22 protein-coding genes are annotated in these 23,309 nt (G+C 52.9%); 13 read left to right on the top strand and 9 right to left on the bottom strand.

Annotated elements, in window-relative coordinates; translation table 11 throughout:
* The first annotated feature begins 107 nt into the window (after positions 1 to 107).
* Both silP and OGX94_RS04390 read left to right on the top strand, forming a co-directional pair.
* On the top strand, positions 108 to 2,555 hold the full coding sequence (gene silP / locus OGX94_RS04395; RefSeq protein WP_001514621.1) for an Ag(+)-translocating P-type ATPase SilP: 2,448 nt from the start codon (positions 108 to 110) through the stop codon (positions 2,553 to 2,555).
* A gap of 40 nt (positions 2,556 to 2,595) precedes the next feature.
* Positions 2,596 to 2,793: a DUF2933 domain-containing protein gene (locus OGX94_RS04390; RefSeq protein ID WP_000843494.1), complete on the top strand. Its 198-nt coding sequence runs from the start codon at positions 2,596 to 2,598 to the stop codon at positions 2,791 to 2,793.
* 33 nt (positions 2,794 to 2,826) lie between these two features.
* On the opposite strand, the gene OGX94_RS04385 is transcribed toward OGX94_RS04390, so the two are convergent.
* On the bottom strand, positions 2,827 to 3,564 hold the full coding sequence (locus OGX94_RS04385) for a peptidoglycan DD-metalloendopeptidase family protein (protein WP_000287501.1): 738 nt from the start codon (positions 3,562 to 3,564) through the stop codon (positions 2,827 to 2,829).
* A gap of 288 nt (positions 3,565 to 3,852) precedes the next feature.
* Entirely contained in the window at positions 3,853 to 4,302 is a 450-nt protein-coding gene (locus OGX94_RS04380) for a PcoE/SilE family metal-binding protein (RefSeq protein WP_032294134.1), read from the bottom strand.
* Positions 4,303 to 4,536: 234 nt separating this feature from the next.
* Between OGX94_RS04380 and pcoA the strand changes: the two genes are divergently transcribed.
* The 10 genes from pcoA (at position 4,537) to OGX94_RS04330 (ending at position 17,065) form a co-directional block, all read left to right on the top strand.
* Positions 4,537 to 6,354, top strand: coding sequence for a multicopper oxidase PcoA (pcoA, locus tag OGX94_RS04375; protein WP_000925242.1), 1,818 nt, complete (start codon positions 4,537 to 4,539; stop codon positions 6,352 to 6,354).
* A 5-nt stretch (positions 6,355 to 6,359) separates the two neighbouring features.
* Entirely contained in the window at positions 6,360 to 7,250 is an 891-nt protein-coding gene (gene pcoB, locus OGX94_RS04370) for a copper resistance outer membrane transporter PcoB (protein WP_001378118.1), read from the top strand.
* A 39-nt stretch (positions 7,251 to 7,289) separates the two neighbouring features.
* A complete protein-coding gene (gene pcoC / locus OGX94_RS04365; RefSeq protein WP_000025662.1) occupies positions 7,290 to 7,670 on the top strand; it encodes a copper resistance system metallochaperone PcoC in 381 nt (126 codons plus the stop codon).
* 55 nt (positions 7,671 to 7,725) lie between these two features.
* On the top strand, positions 7,726 to 8,604 hold the full coding sequence (gene pcoD, locus OGX94_RS04360; protein WP_229692861.1) for a copper resistance inner membrane protein PcoD: 879 nt from the start codon (positions 7,726 to 7,728) through the stop codon (positions 8,602 to 8,604).
* Positions 8,605 to 8,658: 54 nt separating this feature from the next.
* Positions 8,659 to 9,339, top strand: a complete 681-nt coding sequence (pcoR, locus tag OGX94_RS04355; RefSeq protein WP_001188930.1) for a copper response regulator transcription factor PcoR — start codon at positions 8,659 to 8,661, stop codon at positions 9,337 to 9,339.
* On the top strand, positions 9,336 to 10,736 hold the full coding sequence (gene pcoS / locus OGX94_RS04350; RefSeq protein WP_032294135.1) for a copper resistance membrane spanning protein PcoS: 1,401 nt from the start codon (positions 9,336 to 9,338) through the stop codon (positions 10,734 to 10,736). The genes pcoR and pcoS overlap by 4 nt, the downstream gene beginning before the upstream one ends.
* Positions 10,737 to 10,953: 217 nt before the next feature.
* Entirely contained in the window at positions 10,954 to 11,388 is a 435-nt protein-coding gene (gene pcoE / locus OGX94_RS04345) for a copper resistance system metallochaperone PcoE (RefSeq protein WP_000723069.1), read from the top strand.
* A 741-nt stretch (positions 11,389 to 12,129) separates the two neighbouring features.
* On the top strand, positions 12,130 to 13,197 hold the full coding sequence (locus OGX94_RS04340; RefSeq protein ID WP_003827499.1) for an HlyD family secretion protein: 1,068 nt from the start codon (positions 12,130 to 12,132) through the stop codon (positions 13,195 to 13,197).
* Positions 13,194 to 15,941, top strand: coding sequence for a ribosome-associated ATPase/putative transporter RbbA (rbbA, locus tag OGX94_RS04335; protein WP_257662201.1), 2,748 nt, complete (start codon positions 13,194 to 13,196; stop codon positions 15,939 to 15,941). The genes OGX94_RS04340 and rbbA overlap by 4 nt, the downstream gene beginning before the upstream one ends.
* Positions 15,941 to 17,065: an ABC transporter permease gene (locus OGX94_RS04330; protein WP_063941408.1), complete on the top strand. Its 1,125-nt coding sequence runs from the start codon at positions 15,941 to 15,943 to the stop codon at positions 17,063 to 17,065. The genes rbbA and OGX94_RS04330 overlap by 1 nt, the downstream gene beginning before the upstream one ends.
* Positions 17,066 to 17,168: 103 nt before the next feature.
* Here the strand turns inward: OGX94_RS04330 and nikR are convergent, their stop codons facing one another.
* Both nikR and OGX94_RS04315 read right to left on the bottom strand, forming a co-directional pair.
* Positions 17,169 to 17,570 (bottom strand): nickel-responsive transcriptional regulator NikR, encoded by a 402-nt coding sequence (nikR, locus tag OGX94_RS04325; protein WP_003827507.1) that lies wholly within the window; start codon positions 17,568 to 17,570, stop codon positions 17,169 to 17,171.
* Between the two features lie 91 nt (positions 17,571 to 17,661).
* Positions 17,662 to 18,522: a LysR family transcriptional regulator gene (locus tag OGX94_RS04315; RefSeq protein ID WP_003827509.1), complete on the bottom strand. Its 861-nt coding sequence runs from the start codon at positions 18,520 to 18,522 to the stop codon at positions 17,662 to 17,664.
* A gap of 99 nt (positions 18,523 to 18,621) precedes the next feature.
* Here OGX94_RS04315 and OGX94_RS04310 point away from each other — a divergent pair, with 99 nt between their 5' ends.
* Positions 18,622 to 19,128: a phenolic acid decarboxylase gene (locus tag OGX94_RS04310; RefSeq protein WP_003827511.1), complete on the top strand. Its 507-nt coding sequence runs from the start codon at positions 18,622 to 18,624 to the stop codon at positions 19,126 to 19,128.
* Here OGX94_RS04310 and acpT read toward each other — a convergent pair.
* From acpT to OGX94_RS04285, 5 genes are read right to left on the bottom strand one after another with little or no spacing between them, the layout of a single operon-like run.
* Entirely contained in the window at positions 19,120 to 19,710 is a 591-nt protein-coding gene (gene acpT, locus OGX94_RS04305; RefSeq protein WP_003827514.1) for a 4'-phosphopantetheinyl transferase AcpT, read from the bottom strand. The genes OGX94_RS04310 and acpT overlap by 9 nt on opposite strands.
* A 1-nt stretch (position 19,711) precedes the next feature.
* Entirely contained in the window at positions 19,712 to 20,941 is a 1,230-nt protein-coding gene (locus OGX94_RS04300; protein WP_003827516.1) for a beta-ketoacyl-ACP synthase, read from the bottom strand.
* Entirely contained in the window at positions 20,938 to 21,669 is a 732-nt protein-coding gene (locus tag OGX94_RS04295; protein WP_003827518.1) for a 3-ketoacyl-ACP reductase FabG2, read from the bottom strand. The genes OGX94_RS04300 and OGX94_RS04295 overlap by 4 nt, the downstream gene beginning before the upstream one ends.
* Positions 21,666 to 22,142 carry a hotdog family protein gene (locus OGX94_RS04290; RefSeq protein WP_003827520.1) on the bottom strand — a complete coding sequence of 159 codons (477 nt, stop codon included), beginning with the start codon at positions 22,140 to 22,142 and terminating at the stop codon, positions 21,666 to 21,668. The genes OGX94_RS04295 and OGX94_RS04290 overlap by 4 nt, the downstream gene beginning before the upstream one ends.
* Positions 22,139 to 23,308 (bottom strand): beta-ketoacyl-[acyl-carrier-protein] synthase family protein, encoded by a 1,170-nt coding sequence (locus OGX94_RS04285; protein WP_003827522.1) that lies wholly within the window; start codon positions 23,306 to 23,308, stop codon positions 22,139 to 22,141. Before OGX94_RS04285 ends, OGX94_RS04290 begins: the two co-directional genes overlap by 4 nt.
* Position 23,309 lies beyond the last annotated feature (1 nt).

The raw sequence follows: 23,309 nt of genomic DNA, 5'->3' as shown, positions 1-23,309 counted from the left end.
CGGGACGCCGGTAGCAGGCACTCCTGTGCCGGCGATATTCGTGGTAATCGCATCCATGACATACCCTGAAGACAGAAGATGCTTCGGTATGCATAAGGAGAGTTACTGTGAAAAATGACAATGCAGTGCAACACAACAACCAGACTGCTTCTGAGCAGACATTATCCCCGGACGAGGGCCACGTATTGCATAAGGTGAGAGATCCCGTGTGCGGGATGGCCATCCTGCCCGACAGGGCGCACAGCAGCATTCGATACCAGGACCATCAACTTTATTTCTGCTCCGCCAGCTGTGAGAGTAAATTTAAAGCCCATCCCGATCGTTATCTTACCGAAGATGCCAGTGAACATTCCCATCACCATCACCACGATCATCACGAAGTCAGCCCTGATCAGATAAAACAGCCTCACCACCAGGCGGAAAAAGAGAATTCTGAAGGTGTGTGGACATGTCCGATGCACCCGGAGATACGCCGCAGTGGTCCCGGAAGCTGTCCTGTCTGTGGAATGGCACTGGAGCCGCTCGTAGCTACGGCATCCACGGGGCCGAGTGATGAACTTCACGACATGACAAGACGCTTCTGGCTGGGGTTGTTGCTGGCGTTTCCGGTTCTGGTACTCGAAATGGGATCTCATCTGTTTCCCGACTTGAGGAATACAGTACCGCCACAGTACAACACATGGCTGCAGTTGCTTCTGGCCTCCCCTGTCGTGTTGTGGTGTGGCTGGCCATTCTTCGCCCGGGCCGGAATGTCGTTACGTAACCGCTCCCTGAATATGTTTACCCTTGTTGCAATGGGGACCGGCGTAGCCTGGGTTTACAGCGTCATTGCAACCGTCTTCCCCTCCTGGTTTCCTGCATCGTTCAGAAACATGGATGGCCTGGTGGCCGTTTATTTTGAAGCCGCAGCAGTTATTACGGTGCTTGTTCTGCTGGGACAGGTTCTTGAGCTGCGGGCACGGGAACAAACCTCAGGCGCCATTACTGCGCTTCTGAACCTTGCCCCCAAAACCGCCAGACGGCTGGATCATGACGGTCATGAAACGGATATTAATGCGGAAGATGTCCTGCCTGGCGATAAGCTCCGCATCAGACCTGGAGAGAGTATTCCGGTCGACGGTATCGTGATCGAAGGCAAAACAACCGTTGATGAATCGATGGTGACCGGGGAGTCTATGCCGGTTACCAAAACGAAGGGTGACCCTGTCATTGGGGGGACGATTAATCAGACAGGTAGTCTTATCATCCGTGCAGAGAAAGTCGGTGATGAAACGATGCTCTCACGAATTGTTCAGATGGTCGCTGATGCACAGCGTTCGCGTGCCCCCATCCAGAGAATGGCTGACAGCGTTTCAGGCTGGTTTGTTCCTCTGGTGATACTTATCGCGGTTGTTGCTTTCGTGATCTGGTCTGTCTGGGGGCCCGAGCCCAGGATGGCGCACGGTCTGATTGCGGCTGTGTCGGTCCTGATTATTGCCTGCCCCTGCGCACTGGGGCTGGCCACACCGATGTCGATAATGGTGGGGGTAGGCAAAGGAGCCCAGGCCGGGGTGTTAATCAGGAATGCCGAAGCCCTTGAACGTCTTGAAAAAGTGGACACGCTGGTTGTCGACAAAACAGGCACGCTCACGGAAGGTTCGCCTACGGTGACAGGGATTATCAGTCTCAATCCGGGTGGGGAAGCATCTCTTTTACGTGTAGCGGCCGCAGTGGAAAAAGGCTCGCAGCATCCGCTGGGTATGGCTGTAGTCCGGGCAGCCCAGCACAGGGGGATCATGATACCCGCAGTCAGTGATTTCAATGCTCCGTCGGGGAAAGGTGTTTCAGGCGATGTTGAAGGTCAACGGGTTGTTATTGGTAATGAACTGGCTATGCAGGAAAACAGTATCGTTATTGATAATCAAAAGGCCGTTGCGGATACGTTGCGGATGGAAGGCGCTACCGTTATCTATGTGGCCACAGATGGGTACCTTGCAGGCCTGATAGCTATCTCGGATCCCGTGAAAGCAACCACGCCGGATGCGCTTAAAGCTTTGCGTCAGGCGGGGATCCGCATTGTTATGCTCACCGGGGATAACCAGCTTACTGCTGAAGCAGTCGCACGGAAACTGGGAATAGATGAGGTTGAAGCCGGGGTTCTGCCTGACGGCAAAAAAGCAGTGATAACCCGACTGAAAGCGTCTGGTCATGTGGTTGCGATGGCGGGGGACGGTGTAAATGATGCCCCGGCGCTGGCAGCGGCTGACGTGGGCATAGCTATGGGAACGGGTACAGATGTGGCAATTGAAAGTGCCGGAGTCACCCTTCTCAAAGGCGACTTGATGATACTGAACAGGGCCCGTCATCTGTCAGAGATCACCATGAAAAATATCCGTCAGAATCTGTTTTTTGCATTTATCTACAACGCACTTGGCGTGCCTGTGGCTGCAGGTCTGCTTTATCCTGTGTATGGAATACTGCTGTCGCCAGTTATTGCGGCGGCGGCCATGGCTCTTTCCTCCGTCAGCGTCATTGTGAATGCGTTGCGTCTGAAAAGTGTCAGGCTCGGGAAATAACACTGAGTGAAGGGTCAGTTACGAACAGAAGGAGTCCAGTATGAAAAGTACCACCTATGCGCTTATTGCTGTCGCCGCGATCGCGGCATTTGCCCTCCTGCGCGAACACTGGTCACATGTGGCAGGTTACTGGCCATATCTGTTATTGCTGGTCTGCCCGCTAATGCATCTTTTCCACGGCCACGGAGGGCATGGAGATCATCAACATCACGGAAGTGAAAACGATAAAAAAAATTAATCCGGCAGACGGGGCCGCGTCGCGGTCCCGTTATCAGTCCAGGTATCGTTCGTAGTCTCTGGCATGCGCAAAGGCATGCTGTTCGAGTTTGTTATCAGCGGGTGCCGCTGCCCGGAACGCCAGAGAGTTAACAGGGTTGTTATTGATGACCAGCTCGTAATGCAGATGAGGACCGGATGAACGTCCGCTGTTACCGGATAACGCAATAGCACCTCCCCGTGTAACCCTGGCCCCTTTAGTAACGAGTATTTTATTGAGGTGGAGATAGCGAGTTTTAACACCGGCTTTTCCCGTTACTTCAACAAAATATCCCATGGTACTGTTGTATTCGGCCCGGGTGATTTTTCCGTCGATGACGCTGACTATTTTCGTGTTCATGGGCATGGAATAATCAATGCCATTATGGGGACTCACTTTTCCCGATACCGGGTTAAGTCTTGCAGGATTGAAAGGCGAACTGAGTCTTGCTGTGGCCGGTAACGGATAATCGAGACTGCCTTTCCCGGAAGTATCGGAAAGGTTATAGAACTTTTTATCTGATATACGATACGCCGTGTAATTAAATGAACCGGACGTAAATTTATAGGCCACGACACGTGATTTTCCCGCTTTCTTTTGCAGTACGAGTTTTAATGATTCATTTTTTTTCAAATGCCGCAGATTAAACCGGGAAGGCAAGGAGCGCTGAAGAGTAGCGATCTCGTTCGATTCCAGCCCCGAGCGGGTGGCTGAAAGGTAGGCATTTTCTTTTACGACATCGGTAGAATACATTTACTGGAATTCGCCGTTAGCATGAACACTGCGGCGTATGCTAGGGGTTTTCAGGAGGCGTGTCATCTGTCAGTTAATCGGGAGCACCGTTGATGGTCGTCATTTTTGTAACATATCTTGTTTCCCGTTTGCTCCTGAAGCTCTGGGAACTGTATGACCAGCCCGACGGTGATGATTAACGGGACTGAAACAGGTTACGGCAGAGCAATATGGGGCTCATGTCCTGCTACGTAACCCGTCAGTAAAGCCCTGCTGCGCACCTGACGCTAAGCACTAACCCGCCTGCAGTTACCTGGTCGAATACAGCCCGCGAAGCTTTCTTGCCTGCGTCTGATGTGCTTCCGCACCGGCATTATTGACCTGCTCATGCACGAGAGCGGCTTTTTCTCCGGCATTCAGTTCGTTAAAAGAAGAAGACGAGGTCTTTGAATTTGCATCACTGCCGGACAGCATTTTTTTATGTTCCTCAATCATTTTCTGATGCGCATAGGACGTGCTGTTGTTCATAAATGAATGAGCAACAATGGCCCTTTCATGTTCATTCATTTCAGAGAATGAGGGCGTGTTGTTTTTATTAACCCTGTCCGGTAAGTTTTCATGCGTCGAGGAATTCACATGACTGACGGCTGAGGCATTATTAACAAATCGATGTGCTTCATGGGCAATATCACTGGACTGAGCAAAAGCTGCCCCACAAAATAAAGCTGTAAACGCAGTGGTCGTGATTAATATATTCATGTGTAATTACCTTCTGAGGTACATAAAAGATGTCCTTATGATCATATATAAAAATAATCAACCTGTGGGGAAGATGACGTAAATGTAATACAGCTATGTACATTACACGATTGTAATGAATTTGTTTCTTAAGGTGTGCTAGATTCATTTCATTGTAAGTGGATGAACCAGTAATTTAATTTAAATCGGTTCTCGAATTCTGTCAGTAACCATACTTTAAATAAGGGAATGCGCATGCTGTTGAAAACGTCTCGACGAACTTTCCTGAAGGGGTTAACCCTCTCTGGCGTAGCCGGAAGTCTTGGCGTATGGAGTTTCAATGCGCGTTCCAGTCTGAGCCTGCCAGTTGCCGCATCCCTGCAGGGTACTCAGTTTGACCTGACCATTGGTGAAACGGCCGTCAATATCACGGGCAGTGAGCGTCAGGCCAAAACAATCAATGGAGGCCTGCCGGGGCCCGTTCTTCGCTGGAAAGAAGGTGACACCATTACCCTGAAGGTCAAAAACCGTCTTAATGAACAGACGTCCATTCACTGGCACGGCATTATTCTTCCGGCCAATATGGATGGTGTTCCGGGGCTGAGTTTTATGGGCATAGAGCCTGATGATACCTACGTTTACACCTTTAAGGTTAAGCAGAACGGGACTTACTGGTACCACAGCCATTCCGGTCTGCAGGAACAGGAGGGGGTATACGGTGCCATTATCATCGATGCCAGGGAGCCAGAACCGTTTGCTTACGATCGTGAGCATGTGGTCATGTTGTCTGACTGGACCGATGAAAATCCTCACAGCCTGCTGAAAAAATTAAAAAAACAGTCGGATTACTACAATTTCAATAAACCAACCGTTGGCTCTTTTTTCCGCGACGTGAATACCAGGGGGCTGTCAGCCACCATTGCCGATCGGAAAATGTGGGCTGAAATGAAAATGAATCCGACTGACCTCGCGGATGTCAGTGGCTACACCTACACCTATCTCATGAACGGGCAGGCCCCGCTGAAAAACTGGACCGGACTGTTCCGTCCCGGTGAAAAGATACGCTTACGGTTTATCAACGGCTCGGCAATGACCTATTTCGATATCCGTATCCCTGGGCTGAAAATGACGGTCGTGGCTGCAGATGGCCAGTATGTAAACCCGGTTACCGTTGACGAATTCAGGATTGCCGTTGCCGAAACCTATGATGTCATTGTGGAGCCTCAGGGTGAGGCCTATACCATCTTCGCACAATCCATGGACAGGACCGGTTACGCTCGAGGGACACTGGCCACGAGAGAGGGGTTAAGTGCTGCCGTTCCCCCCCTCGATCCCCGTCCTCTGTTGACCATGGAAGATATGGGTATGGGGGGAATGGGACATGATATGGCAGGAATGGACCACAGCCAGATGGGAGGCATGGATAACAGCGGAGAGATGATGTCTATGGACGGTGCTGACCTTCCGGATAGCGGGACATCCTCCGCGCCCATGGATCACAGCAGCATGGCCGGTATGGATCATTCCCGGATGGCCGGAATGCCGGGTATGCAAAGTCATCCTGCGTCAGAAACGGATAACCCACTGGTTGATATGCAGGCGATGAGCGTCTCTCCGAAATTAAATGATCCGGGTATTGGTCTTCGAAATAACGGAAGAAAGGTTCTCACGTACGCGGATTTGAAAAGCCGCTTTGAGGATCCTGACGGACGTGAACCTGGCCGTACCATAGAACTGCATTTAACCGGCCACATGGAAAAGTTTGCCTGGTCATTTAACGGAATCAAGTTTTCAGATGCCGCACCGGTGCTGCTGAAATACGGTGAGCGGCTCAGGATCACGCTGATCAACGATACCATGATGACTCACCCCATTCACCTGCATGGTATGTGGAGCGATCTGGAAGATGAAAACGGTAATTTCATGGTTCGTAAACACACAATAGATGTTCCCCCTGGTACAAAACGCAGTTACAGAGTGACAGCAGATGCGCTTGGCCGCTGGGCGTATCACTGCCATTTGCTCTATCACATGGAAATGGGAATGTTTCGTGAAGTCCGGGTGGAGGAATGATGCGAATGAAGAGAAATTTGAAGGCCATACCTGTTCTGGTCGCCGGTTTGTTTACCTCACAGCTTTCTATTGCGGCGGGCTCCGTCTCTGCAGATCCCCACGCCGGGCACGACATGTCTGCCATGCAGATGCCAGCAGATGAGAATTTCACTGAGATGACGTCAATGGAGCCCATTGTAACTGAGAGCAGAACGCCAATTCCGCCTGTTACCGATGCCGACCGGAAGGCTGCATTCGGCAATTTACAGGGGCATGCGATTCACGACAGTGCGATTAATTATCTGGTTCTGCTGGATCAACTGGAATGGCAACGGTCGGATAACACCAACAATTTCAGCTGGAGTGTTAACAGCTGGATTGGAGGCGACACAGATCGGATTTGGCTAAAGAGTGAAGGTGAACGAAGCAATGGGGAAACGGAGGCGGCTGAAGCGCAGTTACTCTGGGGACATGCGGTTGGCCCATGGTGGGATTTGGTTGCGGGTGTCAGGCAGGATTTCAGACCTGCTTCTGCCCGGACCTGGGCTGCTGTCGGTTTTCAGGGGCTGGCACTCTATAATTTTGAGTCTGAAATTACGGGTTTTGTCAGTAATGGCGGAAAAGCAGCCCTTCGTCTGGGAGGAGAATACGACGTTTTACTGACTAACCGGCTCATACTCCAGCCATCCTATGAGGTGAATTTCTACAGTCAGGATGATGAATCGCGGGGTCGCGGCAGGGGACTGACTGACACAGAGCTGGGGCTCCGGCTGCGCTATGAAATACGCCGTGAGTTTGCACCCTATATAGGCGTTTCCTGGAATCAACTTTACGGGAAAACATCCGATATGGCGAAAAGAGAAGGTGAGAAAGACCATCAGGTAGTATTCCTGGCGGGAGCCAGAATCTGGTTTTAACGCACTGATATAAAACACTCAACTAAACAGGTAAATAAAATGTCGATTTTAAATAAAGCCATTCTTACAGGTGGCCTCGTTATGGGCGTTGCTTTCTCTGCTATGGCCCATCCGGAATTAAAAAGCTCTGTGCCACAGGCTGATTCAGCCGTAGCGGCCCCGGAAAAGATTCAGCTTAATTTCTCGGAAAATCTGACCGTGAAATTCTCAGGTGCAAAATTAACGATGACGGGTATGAAAGGCATGTCATCACATTCTCCGATGCCGGTCGCGGCAAAAGTGGCGCCAGGCGCTGACCCTAAATCGATGGTCATTATTCCGCGAGAGCCTTTACCCGCTGGCACTTATCGTGTTGACTGGCGCGCGGTTTCTTCAGATACGCACCCTATTACCGGTAATTACACCTTTACAGTGAAGTAATATTATGAACGACCTGATTATGATTGTTATTCGTTTTCTTCTTTATCTGGATTTGATGGTAATATTTGGATTGCCATTTTTTCAGATATATGGAATAAGCGGTGTCAGACATGAAACCTATAACCTGACTAATTTCAGGTCGTTTATAACCTTTGCTGTTGTTACAGGCATCATTCTTACTGGCATTAATATGCTCCTGGTATCTAATGCCATGAGTGGAGTAACTGACCTCAGAGAATTATCCATCCATGTTATCGAGATGGTGATAGAAGAAACTGATGTGGGTATTAGCTGGATTGTCAGGCTCTGTGCCCTGTTTACCACACTCGGTGCTTTGTTCCTTTACACTAATAAGAGAGTATTGTCCTGCCTGCTGATGACGATGAGTGGGGGCGTGGCGCTGGCTACACTTGCCTGGGGAGGACACGCCGTTATGCATGACGGTCTGCATTACTATCTCCATTTACTGAGCGATCTGACCCATCTCGGCGCTGCAGGTGCCTGGACAGGTGCTCTGGTTGCATTTGCTATCCTGCTGATGCGCAGAAACGAGCATAATGCACAGAGCGTCATTGTGATATCTGACTCCCTGGCAAAATTTGCCACGGCAGGAACGGTGATTGTTGTAGCCCTGATCCTGAGTGCGCTGGTCAACTATCTGTATATTGCTGAGGGTAACTTAACTCCCTTATTCAACAGTTCCTGGGGGAGGATATTGCTTGCCAAGACGGCTCTGTTTGTTCTGATGCTTCTTCTGGCTGCAGCAAACCGGTTTCACCTGGGTCCCCGGCTTGAAGTTATGGTCAGGGAAGGGAATTATGATCGCAGCGTTGCCCTGATGCGAAACAGCATCCTGACAGAATTCGTTGTTGCGATTATCATTCTGGGCGCCGTAGCGTGGCTCGGAATGCTTGCTCCGTCTCAGGTCAGCTAGGGGACAGCCAAAGCTCATGCGTGAGATTTTTACTTTCATATCAGCGAGTTGACCATGCAGCGTATTTTAATCGTTGAAGACGAACAAAAAACAGGTCGTTACCTGCAGCAGGGACTGGTTGAGGAAGGCTATCAGGCCGATCTCTTTAATAATGGCCGCGATGGTCTCGGGGCCGCGTCGAAGGGACAGTATGATTTGATAATACTGGACGTGATGCTGCCTTTCCTCGACGGGTGGCAAATCATCAGCGCACTGAGGGAGTCCGGGCACGAAGAACCGGTCCTGTTTTTAACCGCAAAGGACAACGTGCGGGACAAAGTGAAAGGACTGGAGCTTGGCGCAGATGACTACCTGATTAAGCCCTTTGATTTTACGGAGCTGGTTGCACGTGTAAGAACCCTACTGCGCCGGGCACGCTCGCAGGCCGCAACAGTCTGCACCATCGCCGATATGACCGTTGATATGGTGCGCCGGACCGTGATCCGTTCGGGGAAGAAGATCCATCTCACCGGTAAAGAATACGTTCTGCTTGAGTTGCTGCTGCAACGCACCGGAGAAGTGTTACCCAGGAGTCTTATCTCGTCCCTGGTCTGGAACATGAATTTTGACAGTGATACGAATGTGATTGATGTCGCCGTGAGACGTCTGAGAAGTAAAATTGATGATGACTTTGAGCCAAAACTGATCCATACCGTTCGCGGTGCCGGATATGTCCTGGAGATCAGAGAAGAGTGAGGTTCAAAATTTCCCTGACCACACGCCTGAGCCTGATTTTTTCTGCGGTGATGCTTACGGTATGGTGGTTATCAAGTTTTATCCTGATTAGCACCCTTAATGGCTATTTCGATAATCAGGACCGCGATTTTCTGACAGGTAAACTTCAGCTCACCGAAGAGTTTCTTAAAACAGAGACGTTCAGGAACAAAACGGATATTAAGTCATTATCAGAAAAAATAAACGATGCGATGGTGGGGCACAATGGCTTATTCATTTCTATAAAAAACATGGAAAATGAAAAAATTGTTGAACTCTATGCCAAAAATTCTGTTGTTCCAGCGGTCCTGCTTAATAAGTCGGGTGATATTCTCGACTATATGATCCAGACGGAAGAAAATAACACCGTGTATCGCAGTATCTCGCGGCGGGTTGCCGTGACGCCGGAACAGGGTAAAAGCAAATATGTCATCATTACGGTTGCCACGGATACTGGGTATCACACCCTGTTTATGGACAAACTCAGTACCTGGCTGTTCTGGTTCAATATCGGTCTGGTCTTTATTTCTGTTTTTCTGGGCTGGCTGACCACACGTATTGGTCTGAAACCGCTACGGGAAATGACCAGTCTGGCTTCCTCCATGACCGTACACAGCCTGGATCAGCGTCTAAATCCCGATCTGGCTCCGCCGGAAATCTCTGAGACCATGCAGGAGTTCAATAATATGTTTGATCGCCTGGAGGGGGCATTCCGGAAACTGTCAGATTTCTCGTCTGACATCGCGCATGAGCTGCGCACACCAGTCAGTAATCTGATGATGCAGACGCAGTTTGCACTGGCTAAGGAAAGGGATGTTTCGCATTACCGCGAAATTTTATTCGCTAACCTGGAAGAACTGAAAAGGTTGTCACGAATGACCAGTGACATGCTTTTTCTGGCACGTTCAGAGCATGGTCTGCTGCGGCTGGATAAACATGATGTGGATCTGGCAGCCGAACTGAATGAATTACGTGAGTTGTTCGAGCCCCTGGCAGACGAAACAGGAAAGACAATCACGGTTGAAGGAGAGGGCGTTGTTGCCGGAGACAGCGATATGCTCCGACGTGCTTTCAGTAACCTGCTTTCCAATGCAATCAAGTATTCTCCCGATAACACCTGTACAGCGATACACCTTGAGCGTGACAGTGACTGTGTGAACGTGATGATTACGAATACGATGTCCGGCCAGGTTCCCGCTAATCTGGAACGTTTGTTTGACCGGTTCTATCGCGCAGACTCATCAAGGTTCTACAACACGGAAGGCGCGGGGCTGGGATTATCAATTACAAGGTCGATCATTCATGCTCACGGCGGCGAGCTGTCAGCAGAACAGCAGGGGCGTGAAATTGTGTTCAAAGTGCGCCTGTTAATGGATTAATCCCGTTGTTCAGGAGAAACCTGGAAGGTGACAAAATTGTCATCATTCAGTCACGCGATAAACAGAGGCGGTTTTTTATAATTATTCATAAATCAGGAGCAGCGTGATAACACAATCACCTGGTTCCTGGAGTGATGATTAACCCGCCCTGAGATCAACTGCTTTCTCTGTTATAAGCCATTGATTGTTTGGGTATGTAAACACCGGAGACCCAACCATGAAAAAGATTCTCGTATCATTTGTTGCCATTATGGCTGCCGCTTCATCTGCCATGGCTGCAGAGACAATGAACATGCATGACCAGGTAAATAATGCACAGGCACCTGCCCACCAGATGCAGTCATCTGCTGAAAAAAGTGCAATTCAGGGAGACAGCATGACAATGATGGATATGAGCAGTCACGATCAGGCCGCAATGTCCCATGACATGATGCAAAACAGCAATTCTGCTGCCCACCAGGACATGGCTGAAATGCATAAAAAAATGATGAAAGCTAAACCCGGAGCTACCAACGAAACAGCAAAGTCATTTTCTGAAATGAGCGAGCATGAGAAGGCCGCAGCTGTACATGAGAAGGCGAATAATGGTCAGTCTTCCGTTGTTCACCAGCAGCAGGCTGATAAGCATCGCAGTCAGATCACCCAGAATTAACCCGCAGCTCCACTTGTTAGACCCTCATTTGACGCCGAAGTCACTGGCTTACGCTCCCGTCCGGGAGCGTTTTTTTTTCCCATATATCAAACTTTAACTCTGAAGAGGTGGAAGTATCTGACCAACACTGTCACGTAACGCCAGATAACTACAAAAACACCTTTTTCCTCCTGTAAATTGCAGTTCTTGCAAGAACATCAAGGCATAATGTTGGAACAGCGTGTGATACACACTTAGCATCATGTTTTGTATGTGTTTTTTTTAAAACTTTACAACTTTAAAGTCTTTTTCAGGTTAAAGGATACAACTTTAATGTCTCTACACAGGTATCTGAATAAGCGAAGACGATACGTTGAGCGTGTATCCGCTGCATTTTAAATAAAACTCACTTGTGAAATTTGCTCGGTGAAGGAATTGCCGGGCACGATTTTTTTCCTGCAACATCCCTGCTACAACCGAATAGACATATTGAATCCAGGTGTTAGTATTCAATAGACAGCAGTTATGAGTATGCGTGTTTCATTTCCGGCCAGGAACGCTGATGATGACAACATTACTACCCGATTTCACAGCATTTTCATCATTCACTTCCTTCGCGGCGCAGGTTGCTTACATGCCTGTCTGCTCTCTGGCCATTGTTTCTCATTCCTTCTTATCCCGGATGGAATCTCCCGCTGAATAGCTGTTCAGTGGGCTTTGTGACACGCATCGTTTGATAACAGGGATTACGGCGGGTCGAATATGGATAAGTTTAAACGTCATATGATGTGGTGGGTGGCGGGCATCCTGGTCGTGGTGGCCGCGATAGCATGGTGGATGCTTCGTCCTGCGGGAATACCGGAGGGGTTTGCAGCCAGCAACGGCAGAATTGAAGCCACTGAAGTGGATATTGCCACCAAGATTGCCGGGCGAATTGACACGATCCTCGTGTCGGAAGGGCAGTTCGTCCGTCAGGGTGAGGTGCTGGCGAAAATGGATACCCGCGTGCTGCAGGAGCAGCGGCTGGAAGCGGTAGCCCAAATCAAAGAGGCCGAAAGTGCGGTGGCGGCGGCGCGGGCGCTGTTAGAGCAGCGGCAAAGTGAAATGCGCGCCGCGCAGTCGGTGGTAAAACAGCGTGAGGCGGAACTGCAGTCGGTCTCTAAACGCCACGTCCGCTCCCGTTCGCTATCTCAGCGTGGGGCTGTGTCTGAGCAACAGCTGGATGACGACAGGGCTGCGGCAGAAAGCGCACGCGCTGCACTGGAATCCGCAAAGGCGCAGGTCTCTGCGGCAAAAGCCGCCATTGAAGCCGCTCGTACCAGTATCATTCAGGCGCAAACCCGCGTAGAAGCCGCGCAGGCTACCGAACGTCGTATTGCGGCTGATATTGATGACAGCGAGTTGAAAGCCCCGCGCGATGGCCGCGTACAGTACCGCGTCGCTGAACCGGGCGAGGTGCTTTCCGCAGGCGGTCGCGTGCTGAATATGGTCGATCTCAGCGATGTCTACATGACGTTCTTCTTGCCAACCGAACAGGCTGGTTTACTGAAGATTGGCGGAGAAGCGCGGCTGGTGCTGGATGCTGCGCCGGATCTGCGTATTCCGGCGACCATCAGCTTTGTGGCTAGCGTCGCGCAGTTCACGCCGAAAACGGTCGAAACCAGCGATGAACGGCTGAAACTGATGTTTCGCGTCAAAGCGCGTATCCCGCCAGAGCTGTTGCAGCAGCATCTGGAGTACGTGAAAACCGGTCTGCCGGGCATGGCGTGGGTGCGTGTTGATGAAAGTCGCGCCTGGCCTGACGACCTGGTGGTGAGGTTGCCGCAATGACGCATCTGGCGCTGGTTCCCGTTCCTCCCGTGGCGCACCTTGACGGCGTGAGTCAGCATTACGGGAAAACGGTAGCGCTGAACAATATCACGCTGGATATCCCTGCCCGCTGTATGGTGGGGCTGATTGGCCCGGATGGCGTCGGAAAATCGAGCCTGCTGTCGCTCATCTCCGGCGCGCGGGTCATTGAACACGGCAACGTGATGGTGTTGGGTGGCGATATGCGCGACCCAAAACATCGCCGGGATGTCTGCCCGCGCATTGCCTGGATGCCACAAGGGCTGGGGAAAAACCTGTATCACACGCTGTCGGTATATGAGAACGTCGATTTCTTTGCCCGCCTGTTTGGGCATGACAAAGCGGAGCGTGAGGCGCGGATTACCGAGCTGCTGAATAGCACCGGACTGGCACCGTTTCGCGACCGTCCTGCCGGGAAACTCTCGGGCGGGATGAAGCAAAAGTTGGGGTTGTGCTGCGCGTTAATCCACGACCCGGAACTGTTAATTCTCGATGAACCCACCACCGGGGTCGACCCGCTGTCCCGCGCCCAGTTCTGGGATCTGATTAACAGCATTCGCCAGCGGCAGACCAACATGAGCGTGCTGGTGGCGACCGCTTACATGGAAGAAGCTGAGCGCTTTGACTGGCTGGTGGCGATGAACGCCGGGGAGGTGTTAGCCACCGGGAGCGCGCAGCAGCTACGTGAGCAAACCAACAGCAACACGCTGGAGCAGGCGTTTATCGCGCTGTTACCTGAAGCCCAGCGGCAGGCACATAAACCGGTAGTGATCCCGCCGTATCACGCTGAGCAGGAAGAGATTGCCATCGAGGCGAAAAACCTGACCATGCGCTTCGGTAAATTTGTGGCGGTGGACCACGTTAACTTCCGCATTCCGCGCGGGGAAATCTTCGGTTTTCTCGGCTCCAACGGCTGCGGTAAATCCACCACCATGAAAATGCTCACCGGACTGCTGCCCGCAAGCGAAGGCGAGGCGTGGCTGTTTGGGCAAGCGGTTGACCCGAAAAATATCGATACCCGCCGCCGGGTAGGCTATATGTCGCAGGCATTTTCGCTCTACAGCGAGCTGACCGTCCGGCAAAACCTCGAACTACATGCGCGGCTGTTCCATATCCCCGAAGCAGAAATCCCTGGTCGGGTGCAGGAGATGAGTGAGCGCTTTTCGCTGACCGATGTCGAAGATGCGCTGCCCGGTGCGCTGCCGTTGGGGATCCGTCAACGCCTGTCGCTGGCGGTGGCGGTGATCCATCGCCCGGAGATGCTCATTCTTGATGAACCGACCTCCGGGGTCGATCCGGTGGCGAGGGATATGTTCTGGCAACTGATGGTCGACCTGTCGCGCCAGGATAAAGTGACCATTTTTATCTCCACCCACTTTATGAACGAAGCGGAGCGCTGCGACCGCATGTCGCTGATGCACGCCGGAAAAGTACTGGCCAGCGGTACGCCGCAGGAGCTGGTGAAACAGCGTGGAGCTGCCAGTCTGGAAGAGGCGTTTATCTCCTGGTTGCAGGAAGCGGCAGGCCCGGCGCCGGAAACTCAGTTGGCGCCAGCCAATGTCCCGACAGTGCATGAAAACAGTAAGCCGCCGCGGCAAGGCTTTAGCCTGCGACGCTTGTTCAGCTTCAGCCGCCGCGAGGCGCTGGAGCTACGACGTGACCCGGTACGCTCCACGCTGGCGCTGATGGGCACAGTGATCCTGATGCTTATCATGGGCTACGGCATCAGCATGGATGTAGAAAACCTGCGTTTTTCGGTGCTCGATCGTGACCAGACCGTCAGCAGCCAGGCGTGGACGCTGAATCTGGCGGGATCGCGCTATTTTATCGAGCAACCGCCGCTCAGCAGTTATGACGAGCTGGACAAACGGATGCGCTCAGGCGAAGTTGCGGTAGCAATTGAAATTCCGCCAAATTTTGGCCGCGACATCGCGCGTGGAACGCCGGTGAAGATTGGCGTCTGGGTCGATGGCGCAATGCCAAGCCGCGCTGAAACGGTCAGGGGTTACGTGCAGGCGATGCACCAGACCTGGCTGCAGGATGTGATGGCGCGCCAGCCCAATGCCAGCGGGCAAAACGGGCTGATGACCATTGAAACTCGCTATCGTTACAACCCGGATGTGAAGAGTCTACCGGCGATTGTTCCGGCAGTGATCCCACTGCTGTTGATGATGATCCCCTCCATGCTCAGTGCCCTCAGCGTGGTGCGTGAGAAAGAGCTGGGGTCGATTATCAACCTGTACGTTACGCCCACGACCCGCAGCGAGTTTTTACTCGGCAAACAGTTGCCGTACATCGTGCTGGGTATGCTGAACTTCCTGCTGTTGTGCGCGCTGTCGGTGTTTGTGTTCGGCGTCCCGCATAAGGGGAGCTTTGTGACCCTGACGCTGGCAGCGCTGCTGTACGTCATCATTGCCACCGGGCTGGGGCTGTTAATCTCCACGTTTATGAAAAGCCAGATCGCGGCCATTTTTGGTACGGCGATTATTACATTGATCCCGGCGACGCAGTTTTCCGGAATGATCGATCCAGTTGCCTCGCTGGAAGGGCCGGGTCGCTGGATTGGTGAAATTTATCCGACCAGCCATTTTCTGACCATCGCGCGTGGAACGTTCTCTAAAGCGTTGGATCTGACCGATCTCTGGCCGCTGTTTATTCCGCTGGCGGTAGCCATTCCGGTGGTGATTGGTCTGAGCGTATTACTGCTGAAAAAACAGGAGGGGTGATGCGCCGATTACGCAATATTTATAACCTCGGCATCAAAGAGTTGCGCAGCCTGCTGGGTGACAAAGCGATGCTGACGCTGATCGTCTTCGCCTTCACGGTTTCGGTTTATTCTTCCGCGACCGTCCTGCCGGGTTCGCTGCATCTGGCACCGATTGCTATTGCCGATATGGACCAGTCGCAGTTGTCGAATCGGATTGTGAATAGCTTTTATCGCCCGTGGTTTTTACCGCCGGAGATGATCACTGCCGATGAAATGGATGCCGGGCTGGACGCCGGGCGCTATACCTTCGCCGTAAACATTCCGCCTGACTTTCAGCGTGATGTGCTGGCCGGACGACAACCGGATATACAGGTTAACGTCGATGCCACGCGGATGAGCCAGGCGTTTACCGGCAACAGCTATATCCAGAATATCATCAGCGGCGAGGTAAACAGCTTTGTGGCGCGTTACCGCGATAACAATGAGCCGCCGGTGGCACTGGAAATGCGCATGCGCTTTAACCCTAATCTGGAACCCGCCCGTTTTGGCGCGGTGATGGCGATCATCAATAACATCACCATGCTGGCGATCGTGCTTACCGGGTCGGCGCTGATTCGCGAGCGCGAGCACGGGACTATTGAGCATCTGCTGGTGATGCCGGTGACGCCGTTTGAGATTATGATGGCAAAAATCTGGTCGATGGGGCTGGTGGTGCTGGTGGTTTCCGGTCTGTCGCTGATGCTGATGGTGAAAGGCGTGCTCGGGGTGCCGATTGAAGGTTCAATTCCGTTGTTTATGCTGGGCGTGGCGCTGAGCCTGTTCGCCACCACCTCGATCGGCATTTTTATGGGCACGCTGGCGCGTTCCATGCCGCAGTTGGGACTGCTGATGATTCTGGTGCTGCTGCCGTTACAGATGCTCTCAGGTGGCTCCACACCGCGTGAAAGCATGCCGCAGGCGGTGCAGGACATTATGCTGACCATGCCAACGACCCATTTTGTCAGCCTCGCGCAGGCGATACTTTACCGCGGCGCAGGGTTTGACATTGTCTGGCCGCAGTTTCTGACGCTGCTGGCGATTGGTAGCGCGTTCTTCCTGATAGCACTGCTGCGTTTCAGAAAGACGATTGGCACGATGGCGTAATCATTATTGCCGGGGCGCTTCGCTTGCCTGGCCTACAGACGGTAACAGACGTAGGCCGGATAAGGCGTAGCCGCCATCCGGCATCCCACAACGAAACAGGCAATTACTCTTCTTTCGGCAGGCACTGTAAATGGCCGTGGCGCACGCCGCGCTGGGAAATCACGTCATCGGCAAAATGCTGCACATCGCCCATGTCGCCTTTTAGCACGGCGATTTCCAGGCAGTCGTCATGGTTGATGTGCACGTGCAGCGTGGCGACCGATAAATCGTGATGGTGGTGTTGGGTAGAAACAATACGGCTGGCCAGATCACGCTTCTCATGCTCATAAACATACGAGAGCACCGCGAAGCCCTGAGTGCCGTGTTCAAGGGTAGTTTCCTGCGCCAGTGCGCCACGCAGAATATCGCGGATCGCTTCGGAACGGTTGTTGTAGCCACGGCGCTGACTCAGGCCGTCAAGCGTTTCCAGTAAATCGTCATCGAGGGTAATGGTGACTCGTTGCATCTGCAGTTAACCTTTCATGTGGCGCGTTGGCGCACAGGGTGTAAGGGGAATAGCGTATTTTGTAACACACGTCCGGCATCCGGGGAAAAGGTTAATGTTCTCGCAATAAACGCAGCAGAGTACTGACCTGTTCATCCAGCGGGGCAAGCGTATCTTTAACGATCAGATGCAAAGGCGTGGCGCGGCGAGCGCCATGGCTTAACGGCAGTGGGCGTAAAAGTCCCTGGTCAAGCTGCGTCTGAATGCGTTCTTCGGGCAGCCAGCCGTAACCGACCTGATACATCACCGCATCAATCGCGGCATCAATGGTCGAGAAGGTCCAGGCATCACGCGCCGGTTGTTGTGGGTTGTCGCGATCGGCAATGCGAATCAGCGGCCAGGCGCGTAATGCGTCTTCATTCAGCGGCGCATCCAGCATGCAGAGTGGGTGATCGCGGTGGGCCACGGCCACGAAGTCAATATTCATCAGCCATTCGCCGCGTCCGGTGACATCCTGACGCCGGGTCAGGACCATTACGTCCGCATCGGCATGTGCTGCCAGTCGAGCATCACCATTCTCCAGGACTTCGGTCAGACGCACCTGCGTTTGCGGCCAGGCCTGCTGAAACTGTTTGAGAATGGCGAACAGGCGTTTGCGTGGGAAGATGCTATCTACCATCAAATCCAGCCGCGTTCGCGTACCGTTTTGTAACGTTGCGGCCCGGGTTTCCACCCATAAAAAGGCCTTCAGCAACGGTTTGACCTGATTGAGCAATAGCTCTCCGGCCGGGGTCAGGACAGCCCTGCGGCCTTCCGGGGTCAGCAGCGTTACGCCAAGTCGCTCCTGTAACAGTGCCAGATTGTAGCTTACCGAAGACTGGCTACGGTTGGTCTCTTCCGCCGCTTTAGCGAAGCTGCCCAGCTCCACCACTTTCTCCAATAGGGCCCACTGCTCGAGGGTTGTTTTGTGCATAACTCATCTAATAATTGAATGAATTTGATGCAAACATAGCGTTATTCATCCAATTTTTGAAGCGTTAAGATCCTCACATCAAGTAAGAGGAGAACGAATATGAGCGCGTTTGATAAACATGATTTGAGGGGATTTGTCGGCAAACATCTGGTCTATACCTACGATAATGGCTGGAATTACGAGATCTACGTGAAAAACGACACTACGCTGGATTACCGCATTCACAGCGGTATTGTGGGAAATCGTTGGGTGAAAGATCAGCGGGCCTATATTGTGCGGGTCGGGGAGAGCGTTTATAAAATTTCGTGGACCGAACCGACCGGGACCGACGTCAGCCTGATCGTAAACCTGGGTGACAAACTCTTTCACGGCACCATCTTTTTCCCTCGCTGGGTGATCAATAATCCGGAAAAAACGGTCTGCTTCCAGAATGACCATATTCCGCTGATGATGTCGTACCGCGATGCCGGCCCGGCGTATCCCACCGAGGTGATTGATGAGTTCGCGACCATCACTTTCGTACGTGACTGCGGCGCGAACAACGATGACGTTATTGCCTGTGCGGCGAGCGAGCTGCCGAAAAACTTCCCGGAAAATTTACGCTAAGGCTTCCAGGCGCTGCACGGCGTCTGCGGTTAGGGTAAACGGCGTGGGGGTGCACACCGCCAGGCTCAGGGTATCGAGCTGGCACTGGCTGACGGAGAGTGAGGAAGTTAGCGCGGTACTGTCGACGCTGACGATTTGCCAGGCGCTACCGCCGCGCTGTTTCACGATAGCTTCTTTACGCGTCCAGATGCGCCAGAACGCCGCCAGCTGTTGCTCCGGGCGTTCGGCCTCGACTTCGGCATGTTCACCAAGACTGAATACCGTATTTGCCAGCGTTTGCCAGTTATCGCGCGGGCGCACGACTTCAATATCGCAGCCGACTTCCCCTTCGTCGCTGAGCAGCAGGGCGATATCATCACCGCTGTGGCTGAGATTGAACCACAGCGGCGTGTCAGCAGAAAAGGCCGGTTTTCCTTGCTCGCCATAGACGATGTCCGGTAATGGCGAAAGGGCATGGGAAAGCAGCACGCGACCTGCCAGCCAGCGCGCACGGCGAGCACCTTGCGGCGCTTGCTCACTTAGTGCGGCAGGCAGTGCGCCAGCGCTTAAAACAGAAACTTTCCCAAGAACGATCCGGTACATATCACGGCCAACGTTTAATGATGATAGAAGTATTTATGCCGCCAAACGCAAAGTTGTTGCTCTGCAAAAACTCGCAATCAATCTTGCGGGCTTCACCCATAATGTAATCCAGCGCGCCACAATTGGCATCTGGCTGACTCAAATTTAGCGTAGGCGCAAACCAGCCTTCACGCATCATTTGCAGACTCATCCAGGCCTCTAGTGCGCCACAAGCGCCAAGGGTATGTCCAAAATAGCTTTTAAGCGAGGATAGCGGAACATTATCACCATAAATTGCAGAGGTTGCCTGACTTTCTGCAACATCACCACGATCGGTTGCGGTTCCGTGCGCTGAAATATAGCCGATATCCCGGGCACTAATACCTGCCATATTCAGTGATTTTTCCATGCAAATCTGCATTGTTTCGCGCTGCGGCTGGGTGATATGGGCAGCATCGCAGTTAGTGGCAAAGCCAACGATTTCACCATAAATCGTTGCTCCGCGCGCTTTAGCGTGTTCCAGCTCTTCCAGCACTAGCGTACCTGCACCTTCTCCGATGACCAGACCATCGCGTTTTTCATCGAACGGGGATGGGGTGGTTTTCGGCTCGTCGTTGCGCTGGCTGGTTGCGAATAACGTATCAAACACGGCGGCTTCGGAAGGACACAGTTCTTCTGCGCCGCCGGCGACCATCACCGTTTGATAACCGTGTCGAATGGCTTCCCATGCATAACCAATTGCCTGGCTACCGGATGTGCAGGCGCTGGATGTCGGGATGACTCGCCCACGCAGACCGAAAAACAATCCGGTGTTAACGGCAGTGGTATGCGGCATCATTTGCACGTAGGTCGTGCCGGTGATGTTATTGGTGTGTTTCTCGGTCAGCATGGTCGCGAACTCGCTCACTGGACCGGTACTACCGGTTGATGAACCATAAGCGATCCCGGTTTCACCGTTAGTCAGTACCCGATCGCCAATCAGCCCGGCCTGCTCAAGCGCCAGCTCTGTTGCGCGGGTGGACATCAGCGATACGCGCCCCATGGCGCGAATTCGCTTGCGGGTATAGTGTTCCGGCAGAGTGAAGTCGTCGATCGGCGCTCCCAGCAGTGTGTGCAGTCCGTCATAAACCTGCCACTCCGGCATTTTGCGTACCGCATTTTCATATGCCAATAACCTGGCGGAGACAGCCTGCCAGTTTTCCCCAAAGGCGGTGACGCCGCCCATGCCTGTAATCACGACACGACGTGTCATAACATCCCTCCATTGATGGAAATCACCTGGCGAGTTACATAGCCCGCCACATCCGACATTAAATAACTGGCAAGCCCGGCGACTTCTTCAGCCTGACCTATTCGTTTCATGGGAATCATCGACATCGCCTCTTTCAATGCGGCTTCTTCCATCTCGATCATCCCGGTATCAATGAGTCCCGGCGCAATGCAGTTTACGGTAATTTTGCGTTTTGCCAGTTCGATAGCCAGCGCTTTGGTGGCACCAATAATTCCGGCTTTTGCCGCACTGTAATTGACCTGACCGCGGTTGCCCATCACGCCCGAAACCGAAGACAGTGTGATGATACGGCCCCCCTGGCGTGCGCTGATCATCGGCATAATGCACGGATGAATGACGTTGTAAAAGCTGTCGAGGTTGGTATGGATCACCGAATCCCAGTCGTTATCACTGAGCGCGGGGAAAGCGGCATCCCGAGTGACTCCAGCGTTGCTGACAATGCCGTACCATGCGCCGTTTGCCTCAATATCTTGCGACAGTATTTCACGGCACTGCTCGCGATTGGCAACGTCAAATGTCAACAGGCGCCCTACGCCGCCAGCGGCGAGGATAGCATCCAGCGTTTCTTGTGCTCCTTGCACATCGCGATGATAGTGTACGCCGACCACAAAACCGTCCGCGGCCAGTTGTCTGGCGATGGCGCGACCGATACCTTTGCTGGCACCCGTAACTAAAACTGAACGGCTCATGTGGACGCTCCTTGTTGAAATAGCGTGTTAATTTCTTCTGATGTTGGCTGGAAGGTGTTGACTCGACCGGTTGCCAGCGTCTCGTTGTCTGCCTGGATGGCACATTCAAAGCTACCGAATCGTGCATCCTGCATCAGCAATTTGACATGGATGCTCAGCTTCTTCCCGGCAGGCAGAACACCAGTAGCACAGACTAACTCACGTGCGCCCAGTACCATGCCTAACGTAATACTCGCCTGACCTTGTTGCTGGCGGTGCCAGCCAGACCAGACGCCAATGGTCTGCGCCATCAGTTCTAGTGCGAACCAGCCAGGCAGATTGCCATCAGGGTCGAGAAAAGGGGCCAGTACGCTGTTTGCTGATACTGTCACGTGGCAGGTGGCGGTTTCGTCCGCCACACTGACGACCTCTTCAAGAAGCAGCATCGGCGCATCATGCGGTAAATAGTCACCCGGTGGTAAAAAGTGGCTCATGAGGTTCTCCCGAGCAGGATGCTGGCATTATTGCCACCGAAGGCAAATGAATTAGACAAGATAACCGGGCGAGTCAGCGACTGCGGCTGTTCAATGATGCCGCAGGCTGGCAATGTTTCATCGCGTGGCGATTGGCTAAAATCCTGCGGTGGCAGCGGCAGTTCGCGTTGCAGAATCAGCATACTGATCGCTGCTTCGGTGATCCCCGCAGCGCCCAGCGTGTGCCCGGTCAGATGTTTGGTTGAACTGCACGGGACCGTTTCGCCAAATAGCGCGCTCACGACGTTGGACTCAATCTGATCATTTAACGGTGTGGCGGTTCCGTGCAGATTGATATAGCCCACGTGTTCCGGCGTCATTCCTGCGTCGTTAAGCGCCTGGCCGATGGCGCGAATGGCACCTTCCCCCTGTGGATGGGGAGCCGAAATATGGTACGCGTCGCTGGATTCGCCGACGCCAAGGAGCGCGATAGGCTGTGGCTCGCGGGTTAATACCATCAATGCGGCGCCTTCGCCAATGGTGATCCCACAACGGTCGCGGCCAAACGGCTGACACAGCGTTGGGGAGAGTGATTCCAGACTGTGGAATCCGTTGATTGGCATTCGGCTTAGCGTATCCGCACCGCCGACAATGGCGATATCGACCAGACCTGATTCGATCAAACGACGTCCGCTCATGATAGCCCTTGCACTGGACGAGCAGGCGGTTGAGAGCGTAAAGGCCGGGCCATCCAGCGCCAGCCAGTGGCTAAGAAAACGCGACGGATCGCCCAGTTCCTGTTGCGGATAGCGCCAGTCAGTGCTCTCTTTGCCGTTGAGCATCAAATCTACGTGAACGTCACCCTCATCCAGACCGGAGGTGCTGGTGCCGAGAACAACAGCAATACGATCGCGACCAAATCGGGCGATAGCGTCGTCCACCTGTGGCTGGATTTGCATCAGTGCTGCCAACAATAGCTGGTTGTTGCGCGAACGATGAGCGCTAAAGTGCTGAGGAATAGCGGGCAGCTCACCGTCAACGCCTGCTAACACTGCGGATGGGTGTCCTTGCAGCCAGCCCGTGCGCGGGCGCATTCCCGGCGCTACGCCACGAGTGAGGTTGGCTGCGATTTCATCAGTGTTATTGCCCAACGCATTAATCATGCCAACGGCAGAAATGTAGATCATC

It is taken from the genome of Citrobacter sp. Cpo037 (assembly GCF_030332945.1).
Lineage (GTDB): Bacteria > Pseudomonadota > Gammaproteobacteria > Enterobacterales > Enterobacteriaceae > Citrobacter > Citrobacter portucalensis.
Note: the sequence above shows the minus strand (reverse complement) of the source record. Positions and strands in the feature narration are given on the sequence as shown.